Annotated in this window: 11 protein-coding genes; 6 read left to right on the forward strand and 5 right to left on the reverse strand. The window is 73.3% G+C overall.

The window, feature by feature from the left end; genetic code table 11:
* The first annotated feature begins 167 nt into the window (after positions 1–167).
* The 3 genes from ACZ61C_RS08505 (at position 168) to ACZ61C_RS08515 (ending at position 7,232) form a co-directional block, all read left to right on the forward strand.
* Positions 168–3,770: a discoidin domain-containing protein gene (locus tag ACZ61C_RS08505; protein ID WP_465304364.1), complete on the forward strand. Its 3,603-nt coding sequence runs from the start codon at positions 168–170 to the stop codon at positions 3,768–3,770.
* A 99-nt stretch (positions 3,771–3,869) separates the two neighbouring features.
* Positions 3,870–5,513, forward strand: coding sequence for a PucR family transcriptional regulator (locus ACZ61C_RS08510; protein ID WP_465304366.1), 1,644 nt, complete (start codon positions 3,870–3,872; stop codon positions 5,511–5,513).
* A gap of 279 nt (positions 5,514–5,792) precedes the next feature.
* A complete protein-coding gene (locus tag ACZ61C_RS08515) occupies positions 5,793–7,232 on the forward strand; it encodes a M4 family metallopeptidase (RefSeq protein WP_465304368.1) in 1,440 nt (479 codons plus the stop codon).
* Positions 7,233–7,287: 55 nt separating this feature from the next.
* Here ACZ61C_RS08515 and ACZ61C_RS08520 read toward each other — a convergent pair whose 3' ends face one another.
* Both ACZ61C_RS08520 and ACZ61C_RS08525 read right to left on the reverse strand, forming a co-directional pair.
* Positions 7,288–8,490: a cysteine desulfurase-like protein gene (locus ACZ61C_RS08520; protein ID WP_465304370.1), complete on the reverse strand. Its 1,203-nt coding sequence runs from the start codon at positions 8,488–8,490 to the stop codon at positions 7,288–7,290.
* A gap of 23 nt (positions 8,491–8,513) precedes the next feature.
* The gene (locus tag ACZ61C_RS08525) at positions 8,514–8,741 is read right to left on the reverse strand and encodes a hypothetical protein (protein WP_465304372.1); all 228 of its coding nucleotides are present in this window, start codon (positions 8,739–8,741) and stop codon (positions 8,514–8,516) included.
* Between the two features lie 87 nt (positions 8,742–8,828).
* Between ACZ61C_RS08525 and ACZ61C_RS08530 the strand changes: the two genes are divergently transcribed.
* The gene (locus tag ACZ61C_RS08530; RefSeq protein ID WP_465304374.1) at positions 8,829–10,091 is read left to right on the forward strand and encodes a glycosyltransferase 87 family protein; all 1,263 of its coding nucleotides are present in this window, start codon (positions 8,829–8,831) and stop codon (positions 10,089–10,091) included.
* On the opposite strand, the gene ACZ61C_RS08535 is transcribed toward ACZ61C_RS08530, so the two are convergent.
* Positions 10,042–10,476, reverse strand: coding sequence for a DUF4383 domain-containing protein (locus ACZ61C_RS08535; RefSeq protein ID WP_465304376.1), 435 nt, complete (start codon positions 10,474–10,476; stop codon positions 10,042–10,044). The two genes, ACZ61C_RS08530 and ACZ61C_RS08535, sit on opposite strands and share 50 nt — an antisense overlap.
* 106 nt (positions 10,477–10,582) lie before the next feature.
* Here ACZ61C_RS08535 and ACZ61C_RS08540 point away from each other — a divergent pair, with 106 nt between their 5' ends.
* The gene (locus ACZ61C_RS08540) at positions 10,583–11,041 is read left to right on the forward strand and encodes an SRPBCC family protein (protein ID WP_465304378.1); all 459 of its coding nucleotides are present in this window, start codon (positions 10,583–10,585) and stop codon (positions 11,039–11,041) included.
* On the opposite strand, the gene ACZ61C_RS08545 is transcribed toward ACZ61C_RS08540, so the two are convergent.
* Both ACZ61C_RS08545 and ACZ61C_RS08550 read right to left on the reverse strand, forming a co-directional pair.
* Positions 11,014–12,210: an FAD-dependent oxidoreductase gene (locus tag ACZ61C_RS08545; RefSeq protein WP_465304380.1), complete on the reverse strand. Its 1,197-nt coding sequence runs from the start codon at positions 12,208–12,210 to the stop codon at positions 11,014–11,016. The genes ACZ61C_RS08540 and ACZ61C_RS08545 overlap by 28 nt on opposite strands.
* Positions 12,207–12,650 carry a nitroreductase/quinone reductase family protein gene (locus tag ACZ61C_RS08550; RefSeq protein WP_465304382.1) on the reverse strand — a complete coding sequence of 148 codons (444 nt, stop codon included), beginning with the start codon at positions 12,648–12,650 and terminating at the stop codon, positions 12,207–12,209. Before ACZ61C_RS08550 ends, ACZ61C_RS08545 begins: the two co-directional genes overlap by 4 nt.
* 54 nt (positions 12,651–12,704) lie before the next feature.
* Here ACZ61C_RS08550 and ACZ61C_RS08555 point away from each other — a divergent pair, with 54 nt between their 5' ends.
* Complete coding sequence (locus tag ACZ61C_RS08555) at positions 12,705–13,160, forward strand: MarR family winged helix-turn-helix transcriptional regulator (RefSeq protein WP_465304383.1); 456 nt, start codon at positions 12,705–12,707, stop codon at positions 13,158–13,160.
* Positions 13,161–13,167: the final 7 nt, after the last annotated feature.

The raw sequence follows: 13,167 nt of genomic DNA on the forward strand, positions 1-13,167 counted from the left end.
GCGCGCAGACATCGATGTCATTATTCCTAATTCTTGTCTTCCTTGTCGTCTTGACGGCTCCCGCGACCACCGTCGAAGCTTCGTGGCAACGTTGTCAGCCCACGGCGCCGACTCCCCGCGAGGCCCCCGCGTCCGTTCACGGCTGCCGCTTCGAGAACGGAGTTCGCATGGCTGAGGAGTACGGCGCCGGCCCGGACGTCGAGCCCGCGGAGGTGGCCGCCGTCTCGCGGCGGCACGTCCTCGCCGCCGGGACCGGCCTGCTGGCCGGGTTCGGCCTGGCCGCCGTCCTGCCCGGGGTCGCGTCGGCGGCGCCCGCGGTCGCCGAAACGTCCCCCAAGACCGACCTCGCGCTGTTCCGGCCGGTGCAGGTGTCCTCGACCGACTACGCCGCCACACCGGCCGAGTTCGCCGTCGACGGCCTCGCACAGTCCGGGGTCGGCGGCTCCGGCTGGCGCGCCGCGCCCGGAGACGACCAATGGATCGTCGTCGACCTGCAGGCGCCGTGCCGGATCGAGTCGGTCGTGCTGACCTTCGAGGCGAAGCCCGGCGACCCGGCCTTCGACGCCGGCGCGTCCCGCACCCACACCAGCGGCTTCGAGATCCAGTCGAGCTACGCGACCGTGTTCGACCTCGACGTCTCCGGTGACGGCAAGGCCTGGCGCACGGTCCACCACAGCGACGCCGGCGCCGGCGGGGTCGTGACGATCCCGCTCGCGGCCGTCACCGCCCGCTGGGTGCGGTTCTCCGCGTCGGGCCGGTCGACGACGAACCCGCTGGGCCTCAACGGTTTCCAGGTGTTCGGCACCGGCCCGCGCGACCGCCCGGCGGTGCACGGCTGGACGAGCTTCCCGGTGCGCCCGCACGACGACCCGCCCGCGCTCGCCGTCGCGCCCGACGGCACCGTCCCGCTCGAGTCCGGCTGGGTCCTGACGATGGACGACTGGGCGCCCACCGGCGACGGCAAGGCCCTTTCGGCGTCCACAGTGGACACCCGGGGCTGGCTGCCGGCGACCGTGCCCGGCACCGTCCTGGCCTCGCTCGTCGAGCAGGGCCGGCTGCCGGATCCGGTGTCCGGCATGAACAACCTGCACGTGCCGGAGGCGCTGTCCCGGCACGCCTGGTGGTACCGCCGCCGCTTCGGCCTGCCGCGCGGCCTCGACACCTCGCCGGGCCGGCACGTCTGGCTCGAGTTCGACGGGGTCAACCACGAAGCGCAGATCTGGCTCAACGGCGCGGAGATCGGCACCCAGAGCCACCCGTTCGGCCGCGGCGCCTACGACGTCACCGCGGCCCTGCGGCGCACCGGCGAGCAGGCCCTCGCCGTGAAGATCTCGCCGATGCCGCGGCCCGGCAGCCCCGGCGACAAAGGGTCCGCGGGGTACGCGTTCGTCGACGCCGGCAGCACGATGTTCGACAGCTCGCCGACCTACCTCGCGGTGTCCGGCTGGGACTGGATGCCCGCGGTCCGCGACCGCGCCTCGGGCATCTGGGACCACGTGCGGCTGCGCTCGACCGGCGCCGCCGTGCTCGGTGACGTCCGGGTCGACACGAAGGTGCCCGACGCCGGCACCGCAGAGGTGACGCTCACCGTGCCGGTGCGCAACGCCGCCGCGACGGCCCAGCGGATCAAGGTGAGCGCCGCGTTCGGCCCGGTGAACGTGTCGGCCACGGTCACCGTCCCGGCCGGACAGAGCACCGACGTCGTGTTCCCGAAGCAGCAGGTGAAGAACCCGAAGCTGTGGTGGCCCAACGGGTACGGCGCCCCGAACCTCTACGACCTGACGCTCACCGCGGCGATCGGCGCGGCGACGAGCGACCGGCGGACGGTCAAGATCGGCCTGCGGCAGATCGGCTACCAGTACGACCTGCCGATCGTCATCGCCGACGGCCGCGCGACGCAGACCGTCGACCTCGCGCCGCAGACCGCCCGGCACGTCCGGATGCAGGGGCTGAAGCGCGCCACGGGCTGGGGTTTCTCGCTCTGGACGATGGCCGTGCTGGACAGCTCGGGCACCGACGTGGCGCAGGGCAAGACCGCGACGTCGCAGTCGGTGGCCGACGGGAACCCGCCCGAGCGGGCCTTCGACGGCGACCCGAACACGCGCTGGACGTCCGCCTACGAAGACAACCAGTGGCTGCAGGTCGACCTCGGCGCCGCGACCGCGTTCGACCGGGTCGTGCTGACCTGGGAGACGGCCTACGCGGCGACGTTCAAGATCCAGGTGTCGCAGGACGGTGACACCTGGACCGACGCCGCCTCGGTGGACAACAGCCCGAAGCCGCTGACCTTCCTCGTCAACGGCGTCAAGGTGTTCGCCCGTGGTGGCAGCTGGGGCTGGGACGAGCTGCTGCGCCGGATGACGCCGGAGCGGACCGACGCCGTCGTCGCGATGCACCGCGACATGAACTTCACCCTGATCCGCAACTGGGTCGGCTCGTCGTACCGCCAGGAGCTGTTCGACGCCTGCGACAAGTACGGCATCCTGCTGTGGAACGAGTTCTGGGACGGCTGGTCGACCGACCCGGCCAACCACGACATCTTCCTCGCGCAGGCGAAGGACACCGTGCTGCGCTACCGCCACCACGCGTGCGCGACGGTCTGGTTCGGCTGCAACGAGGGCACGCCGCCGCCGGTGATCGACAACGCGCTGCGCGAGATCGTCACCGGCCACACCGACCTGCTCTACCAGGGCAACTCCGCGGGCGGCGTGATCACCGGCGACGGGCCCTACCGCTGGCTGGACCCGAAGCAGTACTTCACCGGCGAGGCGACCGGCGGCAAGGCCGGGTTCTGGAGCGAGATCGGGCTGCCGACCGTCTCGGTCGTGGAGAGCATGCGCAACCTGGTCGGCAAGGACGACCCGGGCTGGCCGATCGGCGCGTCGTGGTTCCACCACGACTGGTCGGGCAACGGCAACCAGGCCCCGCAGACCTACCTCGCGGCGATCGACGCGCGGCTCGCGCCCTCGACGAGCCTGGCGGAGTTCTGCCGCAAGGCGCAGTTCGTCAACTACGAGAGCATGCGCGCGATCTTCGAGGCGTGGAACGCGAAGCTGTGGAACGACGCCACCGGCGTGCTGCTCTGGATGTCGCACCCGGCCTGGCACAGCACGGTCTGGCAGACCTACGACTACGACCTCGACGTCAACGGCAGCTACTACGGCGCGCGCAAGGGCTGCGAAGCCCACCACGTCCAGGCCGACCTCACGACGTGGCAGGTCCGGGTCGTCAACCACACGCCGGCGGCGCTGAGCGGGGTGACGGTCAACGCGCGGCTGTACGGCCTCGACGGCGCGAGCCTGGGCCCGGCGAAGGAGCAGCAGCTCGACGTGGCCCCGATTTCGGGCGCCGCGGCGTTCACGGTGCCGTTCGACGCCGGGCTGCCGCCGCTGCACCTGCTCCGGCTGACCCTCACCGACGCCCGTGGCGCGGTGCTGTCGGAGAACACCTACTGGCGCTACACGACGGACACGGCGATGCGGGCGCTCAACCAGCTGCCGGGCGCCCGGCTCACCACGTCGCTGCGGCCCGACGGCGACGCGTTCACCGCGACGGTCCGCAACGACGGCCGGACGGTCGCGGCGATGATCCGGCTGTCACTGCGGGAACGCAACGGTGTCGACCGCGTGCTGCCGACCCGCTACGGCGACAACTACTTCTGGCTGCTGCCGGGGGAGAGCCGCACGGTCCGCGTCGAGCCCCGGCGGCGGGTGCCGGGCGCCAAGCTGCTGGTGGAGGCCTACAACGTGGCGGCGAAGCTGGCGGGCTGACCCCTCGGGCACCCGAGTTCGTCGTCCGGGACGAACTCGGGTGCCGAATTCGTGGCCTCCGACGAACTAGGCTGGGGTCGGCCCGCCTAGCTTCGGGAGGTGCTCGTTTCCGTGAACCTGCGCCCGCACGCCAGCCTCGGCCGTGTCCTCGACGACCTGGGCGGCACCCTCCTGGACCTGGTGCTGGGGGACGGCGACCGGCCCGGCGGCATCGGCGGGGTCGCCATCCACGACCCGCTCGACGAGCCGGCGCTGCCCCAGCACGCGCTGGTGCTGGGCGTCGGCCTCGGCGAGCCGGAGGAAGTGGTGCGGCAGCTGCGGGCCCTGGCCCGCCACGACGCGGCCGGGCTCGTGCTGCGGGCGCCGGTCACGGTGACCCCCGCCGTCACGGCCGCGGTCGAGGAGACCGGCGTGGCGCTGCTCGGGTTCGCGCGCGGCGCGTCGTGGGCTCAGCTCGCCGCCATGCTGCGGTCGCTGCTCGCGGAGGGCGACGTCGGTGACGCCGAGCCCGAGACCCTGGCCGGGCTGCCGTCGGGTGACCTGTTCGCCGTGGCCAACGCGATCGGGGCGTTGATCGACGCGCCGGTCACCATCGAGGACCGCCGCTCCCGCGTGCTGGCGTTCTCGGGGCGGCAGGACGAAGCCGACCCTTCGCGCGTCGAGACGATCCTCGGGCGGCAGGTGCCGGAGCGGTTCGCCCGGATGCTGGCCGACCGCGGGGTGTTCCGGGAGCTCTACCGCACCGACCAGCCGGTGTTCGTCGACCGGCCGCCGGAGAGCCCCGACGGGTTCTCGCTCCCGCGGGTGGCCGTCGCGGTCCGGGCGGGCGACGAGATCCTCGGCTCGATCTGGGCCGCGGTGCGCGAACCCCTGACCCCCGACCGGACCCAGGCGCTCTGCGACGCGGCCCGCCTGGTGGCGCTGCACCTCCTGCGCGTCCGGGCGGGCGCCGACGTCGAACGGCGCCTGCGCGCGGACCTGCTGAGCACGGCACTGGAAGGCGGGGCGGGCGCGCGCGAGGCGTTGAGCCGGCTGGGGCTGGCCGACCAGCCGGTCGTCGTGCTGGCGCTGGCGGTGCTCGACACGGCCGACCCCCGCGCGGCCGAGCTCGCCACCGAACGCCAGCGGCTCAGCGACGGCCTCGCCATGCACCTGAGCGCGGTGCACCCGCGGTCGGCCGCGGCGCTCGTCGGCGACACGGCGTACGGGCTGGTGCCGGTGACCCGCGACGCCGACGGCGAGCGGCGGGCCCTGCGGATCGCGAAGGACTTCCTGGACCGGGTCGGCGACCGCGTCCGGGCCGTCGTCGGCATCGGGCCGGTGGCGCGCAGCGCGGGGGAGCTGCCGGAAGCCCGCGACAGCGCCGATCGCGCGTTGCGGGTGCTGCGGTCCGGCAACGGCGCCGGCCGCCGCGTCGCGCTGCTGGCCGACGTCCACGTCGAAGCACTGCTGCTGGAGCTGCAGGACCTGGTCGCCGCGCGCGGCGACCGCCCGACCGGCCCGGTCGCCCGGCTCCTGGACTACGACGAGCAGCACCACGCGCACCTCGTCGAGACCCTGCGAGCCTGGCTCGACGCCTTCGGCGACGTCATCGCCGCTTCGGCCGCGGTCCACGTCCACCCGAACACGTTCCGGTACCGCCTCCGCCGCCTCGCCGAGGTCGGCGGCTTCGACATGACCGACCCGGAAGCCCGCTTCGCGGCCATGCTCCAGCTCCGAGTGGTGGCCCCACCCGCCCCCTGACCGTGCGCCAAGAGGCATCACACGTGATCAGCCGGGCATCACGCGTGTTTTGCGGGGCATCACGTGTGATGCCCGCCCAGTCACGTGTGATGCCCACCCAGTCACGTGTGATGCCCCTCCGGTCACGCCTGGGTCGTCCGAAATGTCGGTGATTAACTACCGGTTGCCCGACTCCAGATGGTCAGTTACCTACTTTCGACCGGTGTGCGACCCCTTCGGGGCATGTGACTCTGCACGGACTTCACGTCAGGTGATCAAGCTTCCACGGAGGTGTACCGGGTGTCACGCAAACGGGTCATCGCGGGGGCGGCGACGGTGAGCGCGGCCGTCGTCGCGGTGTCGCTGGCCACGATCAGTTCGCCCGCCGAGGCGACCATCGCGCAGCCGTCGATGCACGCGCTGAGCTCGCTCGCGATGCCGTTCGGCAGCGTGCAGCGGCAGCAGCAGGAGATCGGCGGGGTGCCGGTGTTCGGCGGTCAGCTGGTCCAGCTGCGCGACAAGGCCGGCGCGGTGCTCGCCACGCACGGGCGCACCACGAAGAAGACCACCGGCGCCTTCCCGAAGAGTGACGCGGGGGCCGCCGACGCCGCCATCGCGGACGTCGCGAAGCGCACCGGCCTGGCCGCGAACACGCTGAAGGCCGACGCGCCCCGCCCGTACTGGTACGACGCCACCCTCGGCGGCGCGAAGGGTGACGGCGTCGCCGTGCCGACCTACCAGGTCACCGTGCACGGCAAGAAGTTCCAGGGCAAGTGGACCGAGGTCGTCAAGGCCGGCACGGCCGACGTCCTGACGTCCTGGTCGGAGGTCCGCGAGGCCAACCGCGACGTCTGCGACGCCGACCGCAAGGTGGTCAGCGGCACGACCGACTCGGTCCGCTGCGGCGCCGCGTTCGACGTCACCCGCAAGGAAGGCGGCGCCGAGTCGAGCGTCCCGGACGTCAACAACGTCTACACCTTCTTCGGCCAGGCCTCGGACTTCTACCAGAAGTACGTCAACGTCGACCTGACCGGCCTCATCGGCGCCGACTACGGCGACGGCACCGGCAAGGCCCTGCGCGGCACCGTCCGGATCTGCGTCGACGGCGAATGCCCGTTCGCCAACGCCTTCTGGGACGGCGAGCAGATGGCCTTCGGCGAAGGCGTCACCACCGACGACATCACCGGCCACGAGCTGACCCACGGCGTCACCCAGCACACCTCCGGGCTGAGCGGCGGCCAGGCCGACTCGATCAACGAAGGCCTCTCGGACGTCTTCGGCAAGTTCATCGGCATCACCTCGAACGACCCCAACGACACCGGCGACAACCGTTGGCTGCTCGGCGCGGGCTCGTCGCTGGGCGCGATCCGCGACATGAAGGACCCGCGCTCGTCGCTGTCCCCGCAGCCGGACATGGTCAACGGCCCGGGCTGGCAGACGAACAACCCGGACGAGCACATCAACGACGGCGTCGTGAACAAGGCCGACTACCTGATCACCGACGGCGACACGTTCAACAACCAGACCGTGCGCGGCCTCGGCCTCGACAAGTCGGTCCAGATCTGGTGGGGCGTGGAGAACACGCTCACCCAGAGCGCGACCTTCAAGGACGTCGGCGAAGCCCTCAACTCCTCGTGCGCCGCGCTGGCCAAGGCGGGCACCGCGGGCATCACCGACGACGACTGCACGCAGGTCGCCAACGCGGTGAAGGCGACGCAGCTCGATCAGGACCCCAGCTGATCCGAGCCCGCGCGACGGCCACCCCGGGACGACTCCCCGGGGTGGCCGTCGGCGTTCAGCGCGGGAGCGACGCGACGCCGGCGAGCAGCCGGTCGACGTCGGCTTCCGTGGTGTAGGGCGCGATCCCGGCCCGCACCGCGCCGGTGTCGCCGAGCCCGAGGTGCCGCGCGCACTCGATCGCGTAGAAGCTGCCCGCCGGCGCGTTGACGCCCTGGGCGCCGAGGTGCTCGTAGACCGCCTGCGGCGGGACGCCGTCGACGGAGAACAGCGCGGTCGGCGTGCGGTGCCGGTCCGGCGCGCCGTGCCGGGTCACGCCGGGCAGCCCGGCCAGGCCGGTGTCGAGCCGGCTGAGCAGTGCGTTCTCGTGCTCCTCCAGCGCCGCCAGGGAGCGGAGGAGACGCGCGCGCCGCGTGCCCTCGCCGGGGACGAGCCCGGCGAGGAAGCCGACGGCCGCGGTGGTGCCGGCCAGCAGCTCGTACGGGAGCGTCCCGAGCTCGAAGCGTTCCGGGACGGCGTCGGTCGAGGGCAGCAGCTTGTCCGGGTGCAGGGTCTCCAGCAGCGCGGGTGCCGCGGCGACCAGCCCGAGGTGCGGGCCGAGGAACTTGTACGGCGAGCAGGCGTAGAAGTCGGCGCCGAGAGCGGTGACGTCGACCGCCGCGTGCGGGGTCAGGTGCACCCCGTCGAGGTAGAGCAACGCGCCCGCGTTGTGCACCGCCGCCGCGATCGCCGGGACGTCCGGGCGGGTGCCCAGCAGGTTGGACGCCGCCGTCAGCGCGACCAGCCGGGTCCGCGAGGACAGCAGGCCGGTGACGGCGGCCGGGTCGAGCAGGCCGGTCGCGGGGTCGAAGTCCGCCCAGCGCACGGTCGAGCCGGCGGCCGCCGCGGCCTGCACCCACGGCCGGATGTTCGCGTCGTGGTCGAGCCGGGTGACGACGACCTCGTCCCCGGGACCCCAGTCCTTGGCCAGCGCGCGGGAGAAGTCGTAGGTCAGCTGCGTCATGCTCCGGCCGAAGACGACCCCGGCCGGGTCGGCGGCGAGCAGGTCGGCGACGGCCTGGCGGGCCTCGGTGACCACCGTGGCCGCCCGGCGCTCGGCGGCGGTGACCACGCCGCGGTTGGCGATCGCCGCGCACAGCGTGCCGGCCACCGCCTCCCCGACGACGTCGGGAACCTGCGAGCCGCCCGGCCCGTCGAAGTGGGCGGCTCCCTCGGCGAGGGCGGGGAAGTGCTTGCGGACCGTCTGCACGTCGTAGCTCATGGCTCCAGCGTGCCAGGTGTGCGTCACCGCCCGCGGTTGCGCGCGTGGTCGCGGGCCTGCCGTTCGTTGCCGTGCTTGTAGTTGCCGGTCGCGCGGGCCATCAGCAGCTGCGCGTCATCCCCGCGGTCGAGCGCGGCGAGGAAGCGCACGGCGGCGCCACCGCGGAGCGTCCCGGCGGGACGGCCGTGGTGGGTGATCGTCACGGTGCCGCGTGCGTCGACGCGGTGGCCGAAGCCGTCCGGGGTCCCCATCCGCCCAGGGTGGCACGGGCGGCAACCGGTTTTCCCGGGGTCGGCCCGGGGGTTTCCCGGATGGCGCCCGCGCGGGGAGCCGACAGAATGCGTGAGACGACCGGAGGGGGACGAGGGGTGCGGGCGAAGCTCGGGAACAAGTACGTGCTGCTGAGCGCGCAGGTGCTCGTGCTGGTCGTGCTGCTGGTGTCCTACAACGACGGCCGCCTGCGGTTTCCGGCGTACCGCGTCGACCTGGACGTCTACCGGCTCGGCTCGGCGGCGCTGCTGCACGGCCAGGCGCTGTACGGCACGCTGCCGCCGACCGGGGACGGCCAGCTCCTGCTCTTCACCTACCCGCCGTTCGCGGCGATCGTGCTGGCCCCGCTGACGCTGCTGCCGTACTGGGCCGCCTGCCTCGCGCTCACCCTGCTCTCCCTCGGCCTGCTGGCCGCGGTGCTGACGACGGTGCTGCGCGCGCTCGGCGCCCGCTGCGACTGGCGCCGCGTCGGGGCGCTCCTGCTGGTGGCCGAGGTGCTGGAACCGGTGCTGCGCACGGTGTACGCGGGCCAGATCGACCTCCTGCTGCTGGCGCTGGTCGTGCTCGACGTGCTCGTGGACCACCCGAAGTGGCCGCGCGGCCTGCTCATCGGCCTCGCCGCCGCGATCAAGCTCACGCCGGCCGTGTTCCTGCTGTACTTCCTGCTCCGCCGCGACACCCGGGCCGCCGTGACGACCGTGGTGACGTTCGTGGCCGCGACGGCGCTGGGCTTCCTGCTCGCCGGCGCGGACTCGATGCGGTACTGGACCGGCGCCCTGTGGGACACCGGGCGGGTCGGGGAGCCGACCTACGCCGGCAACCAGTCGCTGCTGGGGCTGCTGGCCCGATCCGGGGTGCCGGCGGACGCGCGCACGGCGTGGTGGCTGCCGCTGGTGGCGGTGGTGCTGGTGCTGACCGCGCTGTGCGTGCGGCGCGCACTGGCCGCGGGGGAGACGACCGTCGCGCTCGGAGTGAACGCCGTCGGCGGGCTGCTGGTCTCCCCGATCTCCTGGACGCACCACTGGGTCTGGGCCGTGGTCGTCGTGCTCGGCTGGGCGGCGCTGGCGCGACGCACCCGGCGGCGTGGCTTCACGATCCTCGCCGGAGCGGGCGCGGTGCTGTTGGTCGCCGGCCCGCAGTGGTGGTGGCCGCGCGGGGGCGAGGTCGAGAACCGGTGGAACGTTCTCCAGCAGCTGACCGGGAACGGCTATGTCCTCTTCGGACTGGCGGTGCTCGGGGCCGCCGCCGTGGTGCGCTTCCCGCGGCCCGGCGACGACGTCGTCAGCGGCGGCGTCCTGGCCCGAGCCGGAGCCAGCCCAGCCCGAGGATGAGCATCGCCGTGCCGAGGCCGAAACTCAGGCAGACCGCGGCGGTGTTCATCGGCAGCAGGTCCTCGACCGCGCCCGGCAGCGGCAGGAGCCCGGCGAGCCCGAACACGGCGTACAACCCGCCGGCCCCGACGAGGAACCGGGCGGACAGCGCCGACGAACGGGTGCAGAAGACCGCGGCGGCGCCGGTGAGCAAATGGAGCAACGTCCATACCGCCGAAACGGCGAAGACGCCGAACAACCGGCTCGGCTGCTCGCCGGTGGTGACCCCCGGAATCAGCTCCAGCGCACCGAGCACGAGGAAGAGCAGGCCGATGAGCATGCCGATGCCCTGGATCGGAGCCGGGCCCGGTTTCGGCACCCGGGCGACGGGTTCGGTGCGTGCCATGGCATCCGGGTTCCCCGCCGGGCGGCTTTTAAAGCACCGGCGCGGGATTGTGTCCGGGCCGGCTGGGTAACCCGGGCTCGACCGGTCCGCCGACGAGGAGCTGACGATGACCCAGTACCGCCACACCGCGACCGCCGACGTCCCCGCGGACGAGCTGTTCGCGTTCCTGAGCCACCCCGAGAACCTCCCGCGGTACTTCCCGGAGATGAAGCTCGCCGAGCCGACGGGCGGGGACGGCGTGCACGTCGAGGCGGAGGTGCACGGGCAGCGCGTCGCGAGCGAGGCGTGGCTGCACACCGACGCGGCGAACCGCTCGCTGTCGTGGGGCGCCGAAGGCCCGGACGACTACCACGGCGAGCTGCGGATCGACGACGCCGGACCGGCGTCGTCGGAGATCACGGTGACCCTGCACAGCGTGCGCGAGGCGGACGACGACGAGGTCCGGCAGGGCCTCGAACGCACCATCGCGGCGATGACCCACGCGGTGGCCGCCGACGCCGACGTCGCCGCGGCCGAGGGCGAGGGTGGCTGGAGCTCCTACGACAAGAGCGATTCGTCCAGCTGAGGCGGGAACGGGCCGTAGGCGTTGCCGCGCGCGCCGCGGGCGCGCACCGCCGGGATCGCGAACAGGAACTTGAGCAGCGCGGGTGGCGCGGTGCCCCGGCCGCGGGCCCGGGCCGCCGCGGCCCGCCGCTCGACGCGCACCTGGTCGGCCTGCACCCGTTCGATCGCGCGGATCCGGTCGGCTTGGACCGCGGCGAGGTCTCCGTCGGTGAGATCGCCGCGCCGCAGCGGCGGGACCAGGCGGTTCGCCGCGGCGACGGCGTCCTGCACCGCCATGAGGATCCCGTTGCCGCCGACCGGGGAGATGACGTGCGCGGCGTCGCCGAGCAGCAGCAGCCCCGGGCGGTGCCAGCGCTCGACGCGGGAGATGTCCACCGAGAGCAGCGTGGTCTGCGCGAAGTCCGTGAGCAGGTGTGCCCGGTCGGCCAGCCACGGGACGCGCTCGCGCAGGAACGCGCGGATCGGCTCGACCCCGCCTTCGCGCAGTGCCGGGTAGGAGCCCTTCTCGATGCTGTAGCCCACCTGCCAGTCGCGGACACCGCCGAGGACACCGACGTAGGCGTCCCGGCCGAAGTAGAGGTCGAGGTCGGCGTCGGGCGGGTCGCCGGGGGAGCGCGGCAGCCGGAACCACAGCAGGTCGGTGGTCGCGCCGAGCGGTTCGGCGGGGAGCCCGGCCAGGCGACGCACGGTCGAGAACCGGCCGTCGGCGCCGACGACGAGGGACGTCTTCAGCTCGCCGCCGCGGTACTGGACGCCGGTGACGGTCCCGTCGTCGTCTTCGAGCAGCCCGGTGACCTTCGCGTTCGTCCGGAGCGTGAACGTCGGGAGCGCGCTCGCGCGTTCGGCGAGGAAGTCGAGGAACCGCACCTGGGGCATCAGCGCGACGTACCCGAACGGCGTGTCGAGCCGGTCGTAGTCGGCGCAGCGGTAGACGCCGGCCGGGGTGTGGAAGCGGAACGATCGCGCCTTGAAGTGGTCGAGCCGCAGCAGGTCCTCGGCCAGGCCGAGCCGGTCGAGCAGCTCCAGGGTGTACGGGTGGAGGGAGTCGCCGCGGAAGTCGCGGTCGAAGTCCGACCGCGCCTCCAGCACGGTGACCTCGATCCCGGCGCGGGCGAGCAGGTACCCGAGCAGCAGGCCGCCGGGCCCGCCACCGGCGACCGCGACGCTCACTCCGTGTCCACTGTGGACAACCGGAACACCGCCATGCTCGGCAGGTGCTCCAGAATCCGGTCCTCGGACGCGTCCTGCGGGACCGGGAAGGCCTTGACCGCCCACGGCACGGACATCGCGGCCAGGTACGTCGCGACGACGCCGGCGGCTTCGGAGCCGTCGACGGTTTCGGCGCGGCAGTCCTGGCGTTCCCCGGCCGAAAGGAGTGCGCACTCGGGCGCGTCGAGGAGGTTCGCGACCCAGTCGCGGTCGCGGACCGGCGAGACGAGGTAGCGCCCGCCGTCCCGCGCGACGACGGCCAGCGGCACGCGCCGCGGCTCGCCGGTGCTGCGGCCGCGGGTCTCGACCACCCGCAGCGCATACCCGCCTTCGGGTGGCGGCTCCGCCGGGGCGTCGATCAGCCGGGCGGTCATCTGCGCGTTCATCGCTCGGACATCCACCGGGCCCACGGTAGCAAAACTAGCTAGATTGTCTAGCTACCGTAGAATGGGCCGGTGGAAGACAGCGTCGCGCTCCAGGTGAACCTCGCCCTGCGGGACCTGCTGGCGCTCGCTCACGACGTCCAGCTGGCCCTGGCCCGGCGCCTGGACCTCGGCGCGACCGACGTGCAGGCCCTGCAGCACCTCGCGGCGGGCACGCCGATGGGCACGGTCGAGCTGGCGCACGCGCTCAAGATCCGCTCCGCGTCGGCGACGGTCCTGGTCGACCGTCTGGAGGCGGCCGGCCACGTCCGCCGCGACCGTCACCCGAGCGACGGCCGGCGCGTCACGCTGGTCATCGCCGACACCGCACGCGCCGAGGTGCGGACGGCGCTGGCGCCCCTGGTCGCCGCGATGACCCGGCTGACGGCGGAGCTGGCGCCGGGGCAAGCCGAGGTGGTGGCGAAGTTCCTGGGGGACACCACGGAAGTGCTGCGCGCGTACGCTGCGGAGCCGCCGGAAGCGGGTTAGCGTTCGG

Source organism: Amycolatopsis sp. NPDC104587 (assembly GCF_055583645.1).

What these genes read in the sequence shown, in the direction of transcription:
- ACZ61C_RS08505 (WP_465304364.1), top strand. Translation starts at nt 168, where the DNA reads ATGGCTGAGGAGTACGGCGCCGGCCCGGACGTCGAGCCCGCGGAGGTG.
- ACZ61C_RS08520 (WP_465304370.1), bottom strand. Translation starts at nt 8,490, where the DNA reads ATGAGCTACGACGTGCAGACGGTCCGCAAGCACTTCCCCGCCCTCGCC.
- ACZ61C_RS08525 (WP_465304372.1), bottom strand. Translation starts at nt 8,741, where the DNA reads ATGGGGACCCCGGACGGCTTCGGCCACCGCGTCGACGCACGCGGCACC.
- ACZ61C_RS08530 (WP_465304374.1), top strand. Translation starts at nt 8,829, where the DNA reads ATGCGTGAGACGACCGGAGGGGGACGAGGGGTGCGGGCGAAGCTCGGG.
- ACZ61C_RS08535 (WP_465304376.1), bottom strand. Translation starts at nt 10,476, where the DNA reads ATGGCACGCACCGAACCCGTCGCCCGGGTGCCGAAACCGGGCCCGGCT.
- ACZ61C_RS08540 (WP_465304378.1), top strand. Translation starts at nt 10,583, where the DNA reads ATGACCCAGTACCGCCACACCGCGACCGCCGACGTCCCCGCGGACGAG.